This window comes from Micromonospora sp. NPDC000668, from assembly GCF_042897975.1.
In the GTDB taxonomy this organism is placed as follows: domain Bacteria; phylum Actinomycetota; class Actinomycetes; order Mycobacteriales; family Micromonosporaceae; genus Micromonospora.
The window spans coordinates 467,661-484,317 of record NZ_JBIAYP010000001.1 but is presented as its reverse complement, the minus strand read 5'-3'; the positions used below and the strand labels follow the sequence as shown (position 1 = coordinate 484,317).

At 71.2% G+C, this 16,657-nt stretch carries 14 protein-coding genes and 1 tRNA gene; 3 read left to right on the top strand and 12 right to left on the bottom strand.

Annotated elements, in window-relative coordinates; all coding sequences use genetic code 11:
- Window positions 1-3 precede the first annotated feature (3 nt).
- Window positions 4-1,158, top strand: a complete 1,155-nt coding sequence (locus ACFY29_RS02240) for an epoxide hydrolase family protein (RefSeq protein WP_386982666.1) — start codon at window positions 4-6, stop codon at window positions 1,156-1,158.
- Window positions 1,159-1,412: 254 nt separating this feature from the next.
- Here ACFY29_RS02240 and ACFY29_RS02235 read toward each other — a convergent pair whose 3' ends face one another.
- From ACFY29_RS02235 to ACFY29_RS02220, 4 genes are all read right to left on the bottom strand, one after another.
- Entirely contained in the window at window positions 1,413-2,942 is a 1,530-nt protein-coding gene (locus ACFY29_RS02235; protein WP_386982664.1) for a TROVE domain-containing protein, read from the bottom strand.
- 552 nt (window positions 2,943-3,494) lie between these two features.
- Window positions 3,495-3,557: transfer RNA gene (locus ACFY29_RS02230), tRNA-OTHER, on the bottom strand.
- A gap of 67 nt (window positions 3,558-3,624) precedes the next feature.
- Window positions 3,625-4,893, bottom strand: coding sequence for an MFS transporter (locus ACFY29_RS02225; RefSeq protein ID WP_386982662.1), 1,269 nt, complete (start codon window positions 4,891-4,893; stop codon window positions 3,625-3,627).
- Window positions 4,894-4,954: 61 nt separating this feature from the next.
- Entirely contained in the window at window positions 4,955-5,821 is an 867-nt protein-coding gene (locus ACFY29_RS02220; RefSeq protein WP_386982660.1) for an aldo/keto reductase, read from the bottom strand.
- 369 nt (window positions 5,822-6,190) lie between these two features.
- Between ACFY29_RS02220 and ACFY29_RS02215 the strand changes: the two genes are divergently transcribed.
- The gene (locus ACFY29_RS02215) at window positions 6,191-7,147 is read left to right on the top strand and encodes a LysR family transcriptional regulator (protein ID WP_386982658.1); all 957 of its coding nucleotides are present in this window, start codon (window positions 6,191-6,193) and stop codon (window positions 7,145-7,147) included.
- Here ACFY29_RS02215 and ACFY29_RS02210 read toward each other — a convergent pair.
- Genes ACFY29_RS02210 through ACFY29_RS02175 form a run of 8 tightly spaced genes read right to left on the bottom strand, consistent with a single transcriptional unit; the run spans window position 7,072 to window position 15,357 of the window.
- Window positions 7,072-8,310, bottom strand: coding sequence for a VWA domain-containing protein (locus ACFY29_RS02210; RefSeq protein WP_386982656.1), 1,239 nt, complete (start codon window positions 8,308-8,310; stop codon window positions 7,072-7,074). The genes ACFY29_RS02215 and ACFY29_RS02210 overlap by 76 nt on opposite strands.
- Window positions 8,307-9,227 (bottom strand): SRPBCC domain-containing protein, encoded by a 921-nt coding sequence (locus ACFY29_RS02205; RefSeq protein ID WP_386982654.1) that lies wholly within the window; start codon window positions 9,225-9,227, stop codon window positions 8,307-8,309. Before ACFY29_RS02205 ends, ACFY29_RS02210 begins: the two co-directional genes overlap by 4 nt.
- The gene (locus ACFY29_RS02200; protein ID WP_386982652.1) at window positions 9,224-10,093 is read right to left on the bottom strand and encodes an AAA family ATPase; all 870 of its coding nucleotides are present in this window, start codon (window positions 10,091-10,093) and stop codon (window positions 9,224-9,226) included. The genes ACFY29_RS02205 and ACFY29_RS02200 overlap by 4 nt, the downstream gene beginning before the upstream one ends.
- Window positions 10,090-10,665, bottom strand: coding sequence for an NTP transferase domain-containing protein (locus ACFY29_RS02195; protein ID WP_386982650.1), 576 nt, complete (start codon window positions 10,663-10,665; stop codon window positions 10,090-10,092). Before ACFY29_RS02195 ends, ACFY29_RS02200 begins: the two co-directional genes overlap by 4 nt.
- Window positions 10,666-10,668: 3 nt before the next feature.
- Window positions 10,669-11,535 (bottom strand): XdhC family protein, encoded by an 867-nt coding sequence (locus ACFY29_RS02190; protein ID WP_386982648.1) that lies wholly within the window; start codon window positions 11,533-11,535, stop codon window positions 10,669-10,671.
- An 11-nt stretch (window positions 11,536-11,546) separates the two neighbouring features.
- The gene (locus ACFY29_RS02185; protein WP_386982646.1) at window positions 11,547-13,937 is read right to left on the bottom strand and encodes an aerobic carbon-monoxide dehydrogenase large subunit; all 2,391 of its coding nucleotides are present in this window, start codon (window positions 13,935-13,937) and stop codon (window positions 11,547-11,549) included.
- The gene (locus ACFY29_RS02180) at window positions 13,934-14,482 is read right to left on the bottom strand and encodes a (2Fe-2S)-binding protein (RefSeq protein WP_328415812.1); all 549 of its coding nucleotides are present in this window, start codon (window positions 14,480-14,482) and stop codon (window positions 13,934-13,936) included. Before ACFY29_RS02180 ends, ACFY29_RS02185 begins: the two co-directional genes overlap by 4 nt.
- 2 nt (window positions 14,483-14,484) lie before the next feature.
- Complete coding sequence (locus tag ACFY29_RS02175; RefSeq protein WP_386982644.1) at window positions 14,485-15,357, bottom strand: FAD binding domain-containing protein; 873 nt, start codon at window positions 15,355-15,357, stop codon at window positions 14,485-14,487.
- A gap of 118 nt (window positions 15,358-15,475) precedes the next feature.
- Between ACFY29_RS02175 and ACFY29_RS02170 the strand changes: the two genes are divergently transcribed.
- A complete protein-coding gene (locus ACFY29_RS02170; protein WP_386982642.1) occupies window positions 15,476-16,549 on the top strand; it encodes an XdhC family protein in 1,074 nt (357 codons plus the stop codon).
- Window positions 16,550-16,657: the final 108 nt, after the last annotated feature.

The following is a 16,657-nucleotide window of genomic DNA, read 5'->3' as shown; positions in this document are numbered from 1 at the left end:
CGCATGAGCAGAACGATCACTCCATACCGGATCGACGTCCCCCAGTCCGACCTTGATGACCTGCGTGCCCGGCTGTCGGCCGTGCGCTGGCCGAGCGAACTGCCCGGCGTCGGCTGGAGCCGTGGCGTTCCGCTGGACTACCTGAAGGAGTTGGCCGCCTACTGGCGTACCTCCTACGACTGGCGCAAGCACGAGGCCAAGCTGAACGAGATCCCGCAGTTCACCACCGAGATCGACGGGGAGAACGTCCACTTCCTGCACGTTCGCTCGCCCGAACCGGACGCGATGCCGCTGATCCTCACCCATGGCTGGCCGGGCTCGGTCGTGGAGTTCCTGAAAGTCGTCGGTCCGCTGACCGACCCGGCCGCGCACGGCGGCGACCCCGCAGACGCCTTCCACCTCGTCATTCCCTCGATGCCCGGGTTCGGGTTCTCCGGGCCGACCCGGCAGACCGGCTGGAACACCGGGCGAGTAGCTGGGGCCTGGGCCGAGTTGATGAGCACGCTGGGCTACGAGCGCTACGGCGCCCAAGGCGGCGACCTGGGCGCGCTGGTCGCCCCGGAACTGGGCCGGGCCACCGATCGGGTCGTCGGCGTGCACGTCAACGCGGCCACGTTCGGGTTCATCCCGTTCGGGACGGTGTCCGACGAGGAACGGGCCACCCTCACCGACGCGGAGCAGGCCCGGCTGGGACGACTCAAGAACTTCACCGACGACGAGAGCGGCTACTTCAAGATCCAGGCCACTCGGCCGCAGACCCTGGCGTACGGCCTGCACGACTCGCCGGTCGGGCAGCTCGCCTGGATTGTCGAGAAGTTCAAGGAGTGGACCTACCCCGCGACTGACCTGCCCGAGACGGCCGTCGACCGGGACCTGATGCTCACCAACGTGATGCTCTACTGGCTAACGGGCACCGCAGGTTCAGCCGCCCACCTGTACTACGAGAACATGCACTCCAGCACCTGGCACACCACACCCGCCACCACGCCGACCGGTGTGGCCGTGTTCGCCCAGGACATCGCGATCCGCCGGTACGCCGAGCCCGGCAACAACATCACCCACTGGTCGGAGTTCGACCGTGGTGGCCACTTCGCCGCCATGGAAGCCCCCGACCTCCTGACCGCGGACGTGCGCACGTTCTTCCGCTCGTTCCGTTAGCCAGTGGGCCCGCCACTGACAGCTTGCTCGGCCGTGCTGGCAGCGTTGGTCACCGGTGCCTACTCTCGCAGCCATGGGAGCAATCAAGCCGTGGCACCTGTTCCTCCTCACCCTCTGCTGTCTCCTTCCAACCGCGGCGGCAATCGTCGGTGGAGTCTGGGCAGCGCGTCGACGCGGCACCCGTCGCTGAACGCTCGATGAGGTGAGCGAGAGGCTGATCCGGCGGCGGGGCACGTCCAGCCCCGCCGCGCGGATCAGAAGGGCCACAGGTCGCGGGATCCGGCCTCGATGAGTGGGATCATCGCGAACGCGGCGTCGGACAGGCCGCCGAAGGTGTGCCGGTTGCCAACGGTTGGCGTGTGCCCGACCCGGTACCCGGCCAGATTCCAGGTGTACACCGGCACCTCAGCGGGCACCGCTGCGGCGACGTCGGTGGCCCCGTGCCAGTGGGCCTGCTCATCGGTGAGGATGACCACCCGGTCGTGCCGATCGTAGTGCTGCCGTACCGCCTTCTCGGTGTCGGTTCCCATGCCGTAGAAGTAGCCGCCGTCCTTGAACCGGCGCACCGCCGCCAGTACCGACTCGCCCGCCACCGCCGGGAACACCCGGCTGGCATGGGAGAACGACACCACCGTTGCCGCCTGTGCTCGGGCGGCCAGCGCGAGGCCGAACACCGTGGCGGCGTCCCAGCAGCGCAGTGAGCCGTCCTTGCTGAACGAGCTCTGCATCGAACCGGAGGTGTCGATGAGGATCAGGGTCCGTCGGTCCAGGGCGGGCACGTTCACCAGGGCGTGCTGCAACGCCTTCTCCAGCGGGTACGCCCACCGCAGGCTCGGTGTCGCGTTGTACGCCGACAGGAAGCGCATCGGCAGCACGCGCGAGGCGGAGACCTCGCCCGGGTCGGAGAGCTTGGCCGCTACCGTGTCCGCGACGGCGTCGCTGACTCCGGCCTGGTCGAAGTTGCGCAGGTTACGCAGCAGCGCCAGATAGCCCATGTTCGGGATGATCGACTCCCACGCCGCGGCGTCCATCGCGCTCTGTCGCCAGCCGGCCAGAGCCTCCCACGTCATACCGGCCGCGCCCAGCTCCGCCGGATCGGTGACCTCCCTGCGCTGCGCGACCGGCAACGCCATGAGCGCGTCCCGCGCCGCCAGCATCCGGAGCGACGCCGGCAGCGGGTTGTCCCGCTGGTGCCGCCGATCCAGCGCGTGCCGGAACAGGTCACCCTGCCGCTCGTCCTTCGCGGTGGGGTGGGTCAGGTCGATGACGTCACCGAACCGCACCGGGCTGCCGACGGAGTCGTACTTGAGTAGGCTCCGCTCGGTGTACAGGCGGACCGCCGCGTCGGCGATGCCCCGCTTCACCGGCTTGGGCAACGCCCGGCCGTGGCGACCCAGCCAGTACGCCAGAGCCTCGCCCGGCTCGTCCGCACGCTGCAACGCGGCGTCCACGACCGCCCGCGACCCCGGCATCTCCCCGGCGACCTGGGCGCGGGCACCTTCCAGTGCCGCCACCACGGACGCCGAGCGCATCATCGCGCCGGAGCGCAGCCACGGCACGAAACGGGCGAACCAGTCGGGGTCGGTGACGGCGACGGCGGCGACCAGGTCTCGGAAGCGGGCATCCCGGTCGGTGGCGCCCTCGTAGAAGGTGTCCTCTCCGACCATGTTCGACACACCGAGCAGGAACAGCTCGATGCGCGGCTCACGGGTGAAGCCTGGCGCGCCCTCGGCGGTCACCGGCCGGTGTCGGCTCTTGCGCAGCTTGATGTTGAACTTGGCCATGACGTCCCCCACGTCAGTCGGCCGGGAAGGCGCCACCGCACCACACACCCGAGATCAGAATCGGCCACGGACTAGTCCGCCGTTCTGTCCGTTGAACCATCCACCCGAAGGTGTCGGGGGACTCGAACCCCCATCTGCGGAACCCTGAAGTAACCGTTGCCTGCGCACCGGGTGTGTGGTGTGGTCGCGCTTCCCGAGATCGAGGTCGGCGACGGATGGTCCTTCACCGGGGTCCGAACCCCTTCAGATGTAACCGTCACCTGCGCACCGGGAAGTGCGGTCATGACCGTAGCGGTGGCGCCGACGCCCGGGCAACGGAGTTTGCGATCTTGTGATCGGTAGCGAGTGGTCACGCCGCACACCCGAGATCAAAAGTGGACACGGTTTCGCGGGTTCGAACCGCGGGGCCCTTGCAGGGCCTGCACCATGGAAGTAGCCGTGTCCGTCGCACCGGGCGTGCGGCGTGAGCGCGCCTCCCGAGATCGAAGCGGCGACGGCGACCGGCCCTTGCGGGCCAAGGTGACCTGGGCCGCTGGTCGACGCCACCCGAAGTGGCGGTGGGATTCGAACCCACGTCTCCCCGTTGAGAGCGGAAGTAGCCGTTACCTGCGCACCGGGAGGTGCCCCACGACGGTAGGCCCGCACCCCCGAGCCAGCAAGCCGATTCCGTACGTCCACGACCCTAGACGGCCGCCGCCGGGTCCAGACGTGTTCGCTCCCCCCACCGGACGACCGCCGGGGCGGCCAGCCCGACCGCGACGAAGATTCCGCCCATCAGCAACCAGCCGGGGGCGCCCCAGGCGACGCAGAGCAGGCCCAGGATGGAGGGGGCGGCGACGTTCGCCAGGCCCGTGCCGAGCACGGAGACTCCGGTGTACTGCCCCTGGGCGTGCGGAGGCGCGAGTCGGAACTGCAACTCGAGCGAGCCCGCCGCGTGCCACAGCTCGCCGACGGTGTGCACGGCGACTCCGAGCGTCATCACCGTGACCGCGAGCCATCCGGGCATCGTCGACGTGGCGGCGATCAGGGCCATCCCGACCAGGAACGCCAACCCGGAACGGCGCATGGCTCGACCTGCCGCTGGACTGGTGTCGATTCCCCGGCTCGCTCTGACCTGGAGCGCCGCCACGAGGGCGGTGTTTACCAGCACGGCCACCCCGATGAACCAGCGTGGCGCGTCGGTCTGCAAGATGATCCACAACGGCAGCGCGAAGACCAGTACCTGGCCCTGAATTCCCATGATGGCGTCGAGCACGGTGACTGCCATGTAGGGCTTGTCCTTCAGTGCGATCCAGCGCCCGGTCAGGTGGGGCACCGGGATCGGTGGCAGTGAGGGCAGCCGGGTGATGATGCCGGCGCATGCCACGAAACTGATGGCGTTGCCGACGACCAGGGCCAGGTAAGCCGCGCGGGTGTCCAGTTGCACCGCGGCACCGGCGGCGAGGGCACCGCAGCATCCGGCGAGGTTGGCGACCGAACGAAGATAGGCCCGGTACTGGGCCAGGTTTGTGCCGCCGAAACCACGCACGAGCGGACCGCGGGACGCCCCGCCGGCTGAGTGGGCGAGCTGGGTCAGACAGATCACGACGACGAACAGCCAGAACGTGTGGACGAAGGCGAGTGTGGCCATGGTGGCGGCTCGGATGATCAGAGTCAGCAGATAGATCTCGCGCGGGCCCCGCCGATCGGCAAGGTGCCCGATCGGGATCCCGGCGAGCAGCCCGACGAGGGCCGCGATGCCCATGCCCAGGGCGACCTGCGCGAGGGGGAGCCCGACCGAGCGGGTGAAGAAGAGCACGGCGCTGGCCATGAAGATGCCACTTCCGAGCATGTTGACGAAGGTCGCGAAGGCCAGGACGCGGCGAGGGCCGTGAGCGGGGATGAGTCCTCGGGCAACGAGCCATGATCTGTTCGGCGGCGGGATGGGAATGGACGTCGTCTCTGTCGGCAAATGACGGGCCTCTCGTCGACCATCGTGGGCTCGTGGCAGGGCTGCACCCTGCCGGGCGCCGTTACTCGAGGGTGGCCAACTCGTCCGGCGACATGCTCAGCGCACCGGCGGCCAGGTTCTCGACCAGGTGATCGGGGTTGCCGGTGCCGGGGATGGCCAGCAGGTGCGGCCCGCGACTGAGGGTCCACGCGATCCGCACCTGTGCCGGCGTCGCGCCGTGCGTGCGTGCGATGGCCTCCACCGCCGCGTTGGCGGCCACGCCGCCGGCCTCACGTTTGTCGCCGGCGATGGCGAAGAACGGCACGAACGCGACACCCTGTTCGCCGCAGGCGCGCACGAACTGGTCGTGGATGCGGCGGGTGTCGACGCCGTACGGGTTCTGCACGCAGACCACCGGGGCGATCGCCTGCGCCTGCGCGAGATGCTGCGGGCGAATGTTCGCCAGGCCGAGATGCCGGATGAGTCCGGCGTCACGCAGGTCGGCCAGCGCGCCGAAGTGCTCCGCGACGGAGTCCAGCCCGTGCTGGCGCAGGTTCACGACATCGAGATGGTCGCGACCGAGCTGGCGCAGATTCTCCTCGACCTGCCCGCGCAGCTGGTCCGGCCGGGCCAGCGGCAGCCATTCCCCCGAGGGGTCGCGGCCCGGCCCGACCTTCGTGGTGATGACCAGGTCATCGGCGTACGGCGACAGTGCCGTGTTGATCAACTCGTTCGCCGACCGGAGCGGAGTGAAGTAGAACGCCGCTGTGTCGATGTGGTTCACGCCGAGCTCGATCGCCCGGCGCAGCACGCCGATGACCCGAGCGCGGTCGCTCGCCGCGCCGCCGTTGCCCGTCAGGCGCATCGCGCCGAATCCGATCCGGTTGACGGTCAGGTCTCCGAGGGAATAGGTGCCGGCGGATCTCGCAGTGATCATGTTGGTGGGCATTGGACGAACCTAGCCACCATTGCTGACCTGGGCAGTCGGTCGTCTGCCCGATACCGCTCGCGCAAGATCACTGTTAGTTTATTCATTGTGGGACGCAGTCCGACCGGCCAGTGAGGCGACCGCCCGCAGCGACCGGCCATCCACCTTCGACCCCACGATCTACCAGCGTCGGCACACCGTCGAATGCGGAGTCAACAGGCTCAAAAAGCGCGTTCCCGCCGCCGTGGACCAGGCCTGAGACGCTGTGAAGCGCCGCCACTGGTTCGGGTGAACCGATGCTGGCGGAGGGGCAGCTCAGCGGGAGATGATCGTGGTTCGTCTCCATGGAGAGCCGAACCACGCGATCGGGCGGGGAGGTGGGTGACGCCGATGACCCCGACGCAGCTGCGCGCGTACGTCGCCGTGGTCCGGCTGGGGTCCGTCAAGCAGGCCGCCGCGGAGCTTCAGGTCTCCGAGTCGGCCGTGTCACTTCACGTCGCACAGCTACGCAAGGAGTTCGGGGACAAGCTGTTCACCAAGACCGCGGCGGGGCTCGCGTTCACCCCCGGCGGGCTCCGGCTGGCCAGCCGCGCGGCGGAGCTGCTGGGCCTACAGGACCGCACGATGCTTGAGGTGAGCGGCGCGAAGCGCGGCCGGCGGCTGCTGCGGGTGGCCGCGTCCAGCCTGTTCGCCGAGTTCGCCGCGCCGGGGCTGATCGAGCTGTTCGCGAAGCGGGCCGCCGACCTCGATGTCGAGTTGAGCGTGGGCGACCCGGGCGCGTTCGAGTCGCTGCTGCTGACCCGCGCCGCGGACATCGCGATCGGGCCGCAGCCGCCGGTCGTCGATCAGGCGATCGCCTGCCGGCCGATGATGAACTACCGGCTCGTGCTCGTCGCCGGCCCGGACCATCCGCTCGCCGGCGTGCCGGCGTCCCCTGGGCAGTTGCGGGAGCAGACCTGGCTGCTCGGGCCGTCGGCGGCCACCGACCTGGGTGCGGTCCCGGCGATGCTGCGTCGGCTGGCGGTGCCCGACGACCGGCAGCAGATCTTCCAGAGCCACGCGGCGGCGCTGGGCGAGGCAAAGCGGGGCCGGGGCGTCTCACCGGCGCTCGCGTTCACCGTCGCGCCGGATCTCCGCGAGGGTCAACTCAAGCAGGTGGTGGGGCCGCACGCGACTGTCGAGGCGGTGTGGCACTCGCAGGTGCTCGCCAACCCAGGCCCGCTGTCGGCTGCCAACGAGCTGTGGCGGTTCTCGTCGACCCCGCGGGCGATTCAGGCGATGATGCGCGGCGCGGGCGTCAACGTCGGCCACTTCAAGCCGTCGGTGCACGTGACGCTCTGGAGCTGACGGGCGGCGACCAGCAGGTCCTGGAACGTGCCGGCCGGCAGCAGCCGGTCGCAGTAGGGGAGCGCGGCGGCCATGCCCGCCGCCCGAGGAGCGAAGCCGGGGGCGCCGGCACGTGGATTCAACCAGACGATCCGGTACGCGCGGCGGCGCAGCCGGGCCATCACGGCGGCCAACTCGTCGGGCGGGTCGCTGTCCCAGCCATCCGAGCCGATCACCACCACGGCCCCGCGTACGACGTCGGCGTGATGGGAGGTGAGCAGGGCGCGCAGGTTCGTGGCGATCCGGGTACCGCCGTACCGGTCGGTCACGGCGGCGCTGGCCTGCGCGACGGCCTCGGCGGCCGAGGTGTGTCGCAGCACCACCGTGAGCCGGGTCAGTCTCGTGGCGAACGCGAACACCTCCGCGTCGGCGACCACCGCGAACGCCCGCATCAGGTGCAGATACGCGGTCGCCTGCGCCCGCATCGACTCGCTGACGTCGCAGAGCAGCACGACCCGGCGGGGGCGCCGCACCGGCCGCTCGCGGACGATCTCGACGGGTTCCCATCCGGTGCGCCGAGCACGGGCGATGGTCGGCCGCAGTGCGATTCGCGGTCCGGCCGAGCCGACGGAGTGCCGCCTGGTGCGCCGGGTCGGCCAGCCGGCGACGGCCGCGCGCAGAGCGTCGCCGAGCATCGTGACCTGCGCGGCGTCGAGTTCATCGAACGGCCGGTCGGCGAGCCCGGCGAGGGCGCTGGGACGCCGCTCGGGCAGCCGCAGCGCGCTGTCGGCTTCCGTCGCCTCGGCGACGGCCGGCGGCAGAGTGGCCCACGGCAGTCCGCCGCCGGGGCCGGTGTCGTCCGTGTCGGCGGGCACCGGCACGTACACGTCGTCGTGACCCTCCGCCGGGGGCGCGGACCGCGAGGGTGGCAGCAGGGGTGGCGGGTCCGCGAAGACCGCCGCGAAGACCCGGTCGAACGCGGCGAGATCGGAGTGCCGCCGGACCAGGCTGATCCGGGCGGTCCAGTACAGCGTGGACATCGAGTCGGGCGGGCTCGCGGCGAGCGCCCGGACGAAGTCGTCGACGTCGGTGAGCCCGGCCGGGACGCCGGCGTTCCGCAGTCGGCCGGCGAGGGCCACGGCGAACGCGGCCCGGTCGATCCCGCGCAGCAGGACCGCGCTCACCGACGCGCGACCAGCCAGGCGATCACCGCGCCGACCGCGACGAGACCCACGATCACTGGTACGAGCCGCTTGGTGATCGAACCCCCGGCGATGCTGAGCAGGTCGAGCGCCTCCGGCTCGGAGGCCGGCGTGGTCCGCGTGCCGGCGGTCGCCGACTCGACGGCCGGCGCGGCCCGGCTGGTGGCGGCCGACCGGTCGGCGGCTGAGGGCTCGGCGACCGACGGCCGGGCGGGGGAAGGCGCTGCGGGGGAGGAGTTGGCGGCCGACGGCGCTACCGGCGACGGCGCTACCGGCGACGGCTCGACCGGTGCGGGCGTTACGGCAGCGGTGCCGGGCGTGGTCGCGACCGCCGCGGCGGACGCGGCCGGGACCGGCTCGGCTTCCTGCCGAGCGGCGGGCGCCGACGCGACGGGCTCGGAGTCGGACCGGGCGGCGGGCACCGGCGCGGTGCCCCCGGCGACCGGCGTCGCCTGCTCGGCCGCCAGCTTGGCCTCCAGGTTGGCGACGAACTGGGCCAGCAGCTTGCCCGACACCTCCTTGATCATGCCGCTGCCGAACTGGGCCAGCTTTCCCGAGATCTTCAGGTCGGCGTCCACGCTGACCAGCGTCCGGTCGCCGTCCGGCCGCAACCGGGCGGTGACCAGCGCCGAGGCGTTCCCGGTCGACCGGGCGTCGCGGCCCTTCGCGTCGATCACCCCGTGGTACGCCGCGTCGTCCTTCTCGACGAACTGTGCCGTGCCCGCGAACTCCGAGATGACCGGCCCGACCTTGACCTTCACCCTGCCCCGGTAGACGTCGCCGTCGACGCCGGTCAGTTGGGCGCCCGGCAGGCACGGCGCGATCCCCTCAAGGTCGGTGAGCACCGCCCAGGCCCGCTCGATCGGGACGGTGACCGCGAACTCGTTGGTGATCTTCATGGCTGACTCTCCTGGTAGGCGCCGAGCGCGGCGGCGACCACGGCGCGGTCGTCGGGGGTCTTGGCGATGGTGCCGAGGGTCCGGGGGACGTCGTCGGCGGCCAGGTCTGCGGCGCCCAGCACGGAGAGAGCGGCCACCCAGTCGATGGTCTCCGCCATCCCGGGTGACTTCTCCAACTCCAGGCCGCGTACGCCGCCGATGAACTGGACCGCCGTCTGGACCAGCGGCTCGGTCGCGCCCGGCACGGCCCGGCGGACGATCTCCACGGCCCGGGCCGGCTCGGGAAAGTCGATCCAGTGGTACAGGCAGCGGCGACGCAGCGCGTCATGCAGCTCCCGGCTGCGGTTGGAGGTGAGCACCACGATGGGCGGTGTGCGTGCGGCGAACGTGCCGAGCTCGGGGATCGTGATGCCGGCCTCGCCGAGGAACTCGAACAGCAGCGCCTCGAACTCGTCGTCGGCGCGGTCGATCTCGTCGATCAGCAGGACCGGCGGTACCGGCCCCTGATGGCGTACGGCCCGCAGGATCGGCCGTTCCTGGAGGAACTCGGCGCTGAACAGATCCGCGTCGGTGAGCCTGGCGTGCTGCGCCTCGGCGAGCCGGATCGCCAGCAGTTGCCGCTGGTAGTTCCACTCGTAGAGCGCCTCACCGGCGGTCAGCCCCTCGTAGCACTGCAGCCGGATCAGCGGCGTCTCCAACGCTCGGGCCAGTGCCTTGGCGGCGGCGGTCTTGCCGACACCCGGCTCGCCCTCCAGCAGCAGTGGCCGGCCGAGCCGCAGCGCCAGGAACAGGGCCATCGCCATGCCGTCGTCGACCAGGTAGTCGACGGCGTCGAGGCGGTGCCGGACGCTCAGCGCGTCCTTCATGCCTCGCCCGCCAGCAGTCGCTCGTAGTCCGCGCGGGTGTCCACGTCGATCGGCACCGGCCCGTCGGCGGGCACCTCGGTCACCGGGTAGCGGCCGGAATGCAGCAGCTTCCAGACGGCCTTGTCGCCGTGCAGGTCGTACAGCTCGGGAAGGACCTCGCGGCCGAAGCGGAACGGATGGCCCAGCCCGTCGGCGTACCGGCACACGGCCAGCGGAGTGGCCGCCGTGGCGACCCGCCGGACGTCGGCGGCGCGTACCCCGGGCTGGTCACCGAGCAGCAGCACGAGCGCGTCGGCGCGCGGGTCCACCGCCCGCGCCGCGCTGCTGACCGATGAGCCGCAGCCGGTGCTGAACGTCGAGTTCTCGACGACCTGACACCCGGTCAGGTCCACCTGGGCGCGGATCCCGCCCGCCGCGCCGCCCAGGGTCACGAGCAGTTGGTCGAAGCCGCACGAGCGGGCCAACTCCAGGGTCGCGTCGAGCAGCGTGCGCCCCCGGTACGGGAGCAGTTGCTTCGCCTCACCGAGACGCACCGACGCCCCCGCGGCGAGCACCAGGCCGGTCAGGAACACGGGCTACGCCGCTGTGTAACTCGCGAGGCAGCCGGCGCAGCAGAACCAGAAGTCCTGCCCGTCGACCCGCGCGTGCGGTGTCTCCGACCCGACCAGCACGGTCATCCCGCACACCGGGTCGACGGCCTGCTGCGGCCGGGCCGCCGGCGCGCCCGAGGACGGGGCCAGCCCGTCCACCCGGATCGCCCGGACCACCTCACTCATGATGGACAGGGCGATCTCCTGCGGCGTACACGCCCCGATGTCCAGTCCGGCCGGTGAGTGGACGCGGGCCCGTTCGACGTCGGTCAACTCCAACTCGTCGAGCACGACCGCGCCGCGTCTGCTGCTGGCGACCAGCGCGACGAACCCCACGCCGGCGTCCAGTGCGGCCCGGATCGCCTCCTGCTCGCCCCGGCCGAGCCCAGCCACCACGACCGCCGTGCAGCCGGCGTCCTCGTCGGAGGTGACGACGTCGAAGTCGAGGAACGCGGCGAGGGTCGCCACCGCGGCGCTGATCGGGGTGTCGCCGACCACCCGCAGTGCCGGCGGCGGCAGCATCGGCCGGAGGAAGACCTCGATCGCGCCGCCGGAGTGGCACGGGTTGACCACCACCCGCGCCCCCGGCGCCTCGGGGAACGGGGGAGTGCCGTCCGGCAGCACCCGCAGCAGCAGCGCGGTGCCGTCGCGCAGGGTGTCGAGCGCAGCCGCCCGCACCGAACTTTCGGCGCACACCCCGCCGACGAAGCCCTCGATCGAGCCGTCCGACCGGATCACGGCGGCGTCGCCCGGCCGCGCCGACGTGGGGTCCTGGGTGCGGACCACGGTGGCGTGCACGAACGGCTCCCGGGAGACGGTCAGCTCCCGGGCGCGCTCCGCGATGGTGGTCATGGTCGCCTCCCTCAGATCGGCGGACGGGCCTGGCCGCGCATCGCGTCCCAGACCCGCGACGGCGTCAGCGGCATGTCGGCGTGCCGTACGCCGAAGGGCTTCAGGGCGTCCACGACGGCGTTGACGATGGCTGGCGGCGAACCCACCGTGGCGGACTCGCCCACACCCTTCGCGCCGATCGGGTGGTGCGGCGACGGGGTGACGGTGAAGCCGGTCTCCCAGTCGGGCACCTCCAGCGACGTCGGGATCAGGTAGTCCATCAGCGACGCGCCGAGGCAGTTGCCGTCCTCGTCGAACGCGATCATCTCCATCAGCGCCATGCCGACCCCGTCGGTCAACCCGCCGTGCACCTGCCCCTCGATGATCATCGGGTTGATCCGGGTGCCGCAGTCGTCGACCGCGATGAACCGCCGCACCGTCACCTGCGCGGTGCCCGGGTCGATGTCCACAACGCAGATGTACGCGCCGTGCGGGTACGTCAGGTTGGACGGGTTGTAGCAGATCTGCGCCTCGAGCCCACCCTCGATGCCCTCGGGCAGATCACCGGCGCCGTGCGCGCGCAGGGCGATGTCCTGGATCGTGACGGACGTGCCCGGGTCGCCCTTGACGTGGAACGCGCCCTTGTCCCACTCCAGGTCGGCCACCGAGACCTCGAGCATGCCCGAGGCGATGATCCGGGCCTTGTCCCGGACCTTGCGGGCCACCAGTGCCGCCGCCGCACCCGACACGGGCGTCGAACGGCTGCCGTACGTGCCGAGGCCGAACGGGGTGTTGTCCGTGTCGCCGTGCAGCACCTCGATGTCGGCCGGCGGGATCCCGATCTCCTCGGCGACGATCTGCGCGAACGTCGTCTCGTGCCCCTGGCCCTGGGACTGCACGCTGAGCCGTACCACGGCCTTGCCGGTCGGGTGGACGCGCAGCTCGCAGCCGTCCGCCATGCCCAGCCCGAGAATGTCCATGTCCTTGCGAGGGCCGGCGCCGACCGCCTCGGTGAAGAACGCGATGCCGATGCCCATCAGCTCGCCCCGGGCCCGCTTCTCCGCCTGCTCGCGGCGCAACTCGTCGTAGCCGGCCATCTCCATCGCCAGCCGCATCGTCGGCTCGTAGTTGCCCGAGTCGTACACCCAGCCGGTCTTTGTCGTGTACGGGAACTGCTCCGGCTGGATGAAGTTCTTCAGCCGCAGCTTGGCCGGGTCCATGCCCAGCTCGTCGGCGAGGCAGTCGACGATCCGCTCGACCAGGTAGACGGCCTCGGTGATCCGGAACGAGCAGGCGTACGCCACGCCGCCGGGCGCCTTGTTGGTGTAGACCGCCGTCATCTTGCAGTAGGCGGCCTCGATGTCGTAGCTGCCGGTGAAGACCCCGAAGAAGCCGGCCGGGTACTTCACCGGCGCGGCGGTGCCGTTGAAGGCGCCGTGGTCGGCCAGCACATTGGTGCGGATGCCGAGGATCCGGCCGTCGCGGGTCGCCGCGATCTCACCGCGCATGATGTAGTCGCGGGCGAAGCCGGTGCTGATCAGGTTCTCCGACCGGTCCTCCATCCACTTCACCGGCTTGCCGGTGACGATCGAGGCGACGATCGCGCAGACGTACCCGGGGTAGATCGGCACCTTGTTGCCGAACCCGCCGCCGATGTCCGGCGAGATCACCTGGATCTTGTGCTCGGGGATGCCCGCCACGATGGCGTAGAGGGTGCGGTGCGCGTGCGGCGCCTGGGTGGTCGACCAGAGCCGCAGCTTGCCGTCGACGGCATCGAGGTCGGCGACCGCCCCACACGTCTCCATCGGCGCCGGATGCACCCGGGGATAGACGAGATCCTGCGTCACCACGACGTCGGCGCGCGCGAACACCGCCTCCGTGGCCGCCTCGTCGCCGGTCTCCCAGTCGAAGCAGTGGTTGTTCGCCTTGTCCGCGAGGTCGTCGCGGATCAGCGGGGCACCCGGCTCCAGCGCGCGACGGGCGTCGATCACCGGGTCGAGGACGTCGTACTCGACGTCGATCAGCTCCAGCGCGTCGCGCGCCGCGTACCGGTCCTCGGCGACGACGAACGCGACCTCCTGGCCCTGGAAGCGCACCTTGTCGGTGGCGAGCACGGCCTGTACGTCGTTGGACAGGGTCGGCATCCAGGCCAGGCCCTGCTGCGCCAGCATCGCCCCGGTCACCACCGCCTTGACCCCGGGTGACGCCTCGGCGGCGCTCGTGTCGATGCTGATGATCCGGGCGTGCGCCACCGGCGACCGGAGGATCGCGAGGTGCAGCATGCCGGGCAGTTGAACGTCGTCGACGTACCGGCCGCGACCGCGGATGAACCGCGGATCCTCCTTGCGCAGCATCCGGCCGTACCCGACGGGCTTCTGGTCGTTGTCGTGGAAGGTGTCCACGCGCTCGTGCACGGTTGTCATGCGACGGCCTCCGCGGGCTGGCCGGCGTCGGCGATCTCGCCGGCTTCGGTCGATTCGGTGGTCTCGGTGACCCGGGCTGCGGCCTCCGCCTCGGCCACGGCGGCCCACCGGACCGAGCGGACGATCGTGGCGTAACCCGTGCACCGGCAGATCTGACCCGAGATCGCCTCGCGGATCTCCGTCTCGCTCGGGTCCGGGTTCCGGTCGAGCAGCGCCCGCGCGGTCATCATCATCCCCGGCGTGCAGAAGCCGCACTGCAGGCCGTGGCACTGCATGAAGCCCTGCTGGATCGGGTCGAGCTCGGCGCCCCTGGCGAGACCTTCGACGGTGCGCACCTGGTGGCCGCCGGCCATCGCGGCGAGCACCGTGCACGACTTCACCGGCTCGCCGTCCAGCCAGACCACGCAGGTGCCGCAGTTGCTGGTGTCGCAGCCCCAGTGCGTGCCGGTCAGGCCCAGCACGTCCCGCAGGAAGTGCACCAGCAGCAGCCGGGCCTCGATCTCGCGGGTGACCTCGACGTCGTTGACGGTCATCGTGACCTGCATGCTCAGCTCCTCGCCCGTTCGACGGCCCGGCGCAGGGTCCGCCTGGTCAGCTCGGCGGCCAGATGCCGCTTGTAGTCGGCGCTGCCGCGCTGGTCAGTCGCCGGGTCGCAGCTACCCGCAGCGATCGCCCCGGCCTGCTCGAACAGACTCTCCGAGGGCTCCTGGCCGCGCAGCGTCGCGGAGATCTCCGGGATGCCCGTCGTGTTCGGGCCGACCGCCGCGAGCCCGACCCGGGCGTCCACGATCGCGCCGTCGTCGAGCCACACCGCCGCGCCGGCCGACACCACGGCCCAGTCGCCGGCCCGGCGCTCGACCTTCTCGTACGCGCTGCCGCAGCCCGGCCGCACCGGCAGCCGGATCTCGACCAGGATTTCGCCGTCGGCGACGGCCGTCTCGTATGGCCCGACGTGGAACTCCTCCATGGACACGACGCGCTCCGCACCGCCCGGACCACGGATCACGCACCGCGCGTCCAGCGTCGTGCAGACCGCCGAGAGATCCTCGGACGGGTCGGCCTGGCAGAGCGAGCCGCCCAGCGTGCCCCGGTTGCGTACCACCGGGTCGGCGATCACCCGCTCGGCGTCGGCGAAGATGGGGAACGCCGCGGCCAGCTCGGTGGAGTCGAGCAGCTCCCGATGCCGGGTGAGCGCGCCGATCCGTACCTCGTCCGGGCCTGTCTCGATGTAGCCGAGTTCGGCGTGCAGATCGTTGATGTCGATCAGGTAGTCGAAGTTGGCCAGCCGCAGCTTCATCATCGGCAGCAGGCTGTGCCCGCCGGCGATCAGGCGTGCTGTGCCGCCCAGCCGCTCCAACAGGCTGATTGCATGGTCCACACTGGTGGCTCGCTCGTACTCGAACGGTGCCGGCACCTGCATGTCGCACCTCCGCAGTCCGGGAAAATCTCATCCCGGCGCGGGCCAAAGTCAACGGCGACCTAAGCAACTGCTTAGGTCGCCGTTGACGGTGCCACCGGGGCTCACGGATCGTGCGGCCATGCGGGACATCGTCGACGGGTTGACGGGCTGGCGCACGGCCGGTGTCGCGTTCGCCGTCGCGACCGTCGTCCGCACCTGGCAGTCGGCGCCTCGGCAGGCCGGCGCGGCGATGGCCGTCTCCGCCCACGGCGAGGTCCTGGGCAGCATCTCCGGCGGCTGCGTCGAGGGGGCCGTCTACGACCTCTGCCTGACCTCCGTCGAGACCGGCGAGGCCCGCACCGAGACCTTCGGCGTCAGCGACGACGACGCGTTCGACGTCGGCCTGACCTGCGGCGGCACCATCCAGATCCTGGTTCAGCCGGACGTCGCCCTGACCGAGCCCGACGAGGTGCTCGCCGCGATCCGCGACGGCCGGCCGGTCGCCACGGCTTCGGTGGAGAACGCGCAACTGGTGATCTGGCCCGACCGGGTCGCGGGCAGCCTCGGCGCGGGCGACCTGGACGACGCGGTGGCCCGGCAGGCGGCCGGCATGCTCGCCCTCGGCGCCACCGGCACGGTGCACCTGGGCCGGCAGGGGGAGGAGCGACTCGACGACGTGTCCGTGTTCGTGCAGTCGTACGTGCCCCCACCCCGCATGATCATCTTTGGGGCGATCGACTTCGCCGCCGCGATGGCCCGGATCGGCCGGTTCCTCGGCTACCACGTCACGGTCTGCGACGCCCGCCCGGTGTTCACCACCCGTACGCGCTTCCCGGACGCCGACGACCTCGTCGTCCAATGGCCGCACAGGTACCTGGAGTCGACGTCCGTCGACGACCGTACGGTGCTCTGCGTCCTGACCCACGACCCGAAGTTCGACGTACCGCTGCTTGAGGTCGCCCTGCACACCCCGGCTCGCTACATCGGCGCGATGGGCAGCCGGCGTACGCACGTGGACCGGCTGCGACGGCTGCGCGAGGCCGGCGTGAGCGAGGCCGCGCTGGCCCGGCTCTCCTCGCCCATCGGGCTGGACGTGGGCGCGCGAACGCCGGAGGAGACGGCCGTGGCGATCGCCGCCGAGATCGTCGCCCAGGCCTGGGGCGGCTCGGGTCGCCCGCTCAGCGACCTGGAAACCCCGATCCACCATTCCTGATCGACCGCGAGGGATCGGCACGGTGGTCGCCGCACCCTGGCGTACGAGCGGTTGCTGCGGGATCCGCTGCGGGCCGGACGGCTACTCATCTATTGTCAGTCTGTTCAT

What these genes read in the sequence shown, in the direction of transcription:
- ACFY29_RS02240 (WP_386982666.1), top strand. Translation starts at nt 4, where the DNA reads ATGAGCAGAACGATCACTCCATACCGGATCGACGTCCCCCAGTCCGAC.
- ACFY29_RS02235 (WP_386982664.1), bottom strand. Translation starts at nt 2,942, where the DNA reads ATGGCCAAGTTCAACATCAAGCTGCGCAAGAGCCGACACCGGCCGGTG.
- ACFY29_RS02220 (WP_386982660.1), bottom strand. Translation starts at nt 5,821, where the DNA reads ATGCCCACCAACATGATCACTGCGAGATCCGCCGGCACCTATTCCCTC.
- ACFY29_RS02215 (WP_386982658.1), top strand. Translation starts at nt 6,191, where the DNA reads ATGACCCCGACGCAGCTGCGCGCGTACGTCGCCGTGGTCCGGCTGGGG.
- ACFY29_RS02205 (WP_386982654.1), bottom strand. Translation starts at nt 9,227, where the DNA reads ATGAAGATCACCAACGAGTTCGCGGTCACCGTCCCGATCGAGCGGGCC.
- ACFY29_RS02200 (WP_386982652.1), bottom strand. Translation starts at nt 10,093, where the DNA reads ATGAAGGACGCGCTGAGCGTCCGGCACCGCCTCGACGCCGTCGACTAC.
- ACFY29_RS02190 (WP_386982648.1), bottom strand. Translation starts at nt 11,535, where the DNA reads ATGACCACCATCGCGGAGCGCGCCCGGGAGCTGACCGTCTCCCGGGAG.
- ACFY29_RS02185 (WP_386982646.1), bottom strand. Translation starts at nt 13,937, where the DNA reads ATGACAACCGTGCACGAGCGCGTGGACACCTTCCACGACAACGACCAG.
- ACFY29_RS02180 (WP_328415812.1), bottom strand. Translation starts at nt 14,482, where the DNA reads ATGCAGGTCACGATGACCGTCAACGACGTCGAGGTCACCCGCGAGATC.
- ACFY29_RS02175 (WP_386982644.1), bottom strand. Translation starts at nt 15,357, where the DNA reads ATGCAGGTGCCGGCACCGTTCGAGTACGAGCGAGCCACCAGTGTGGAC.
- ACFY29_RS02170 (WP_386982642.1), top strand. Translation starts at nt 15,476, where the DNA reads ATGCGGGACATCGTCGACGGGTTGACGGGCTGGCGCACGGCCGGTGTC.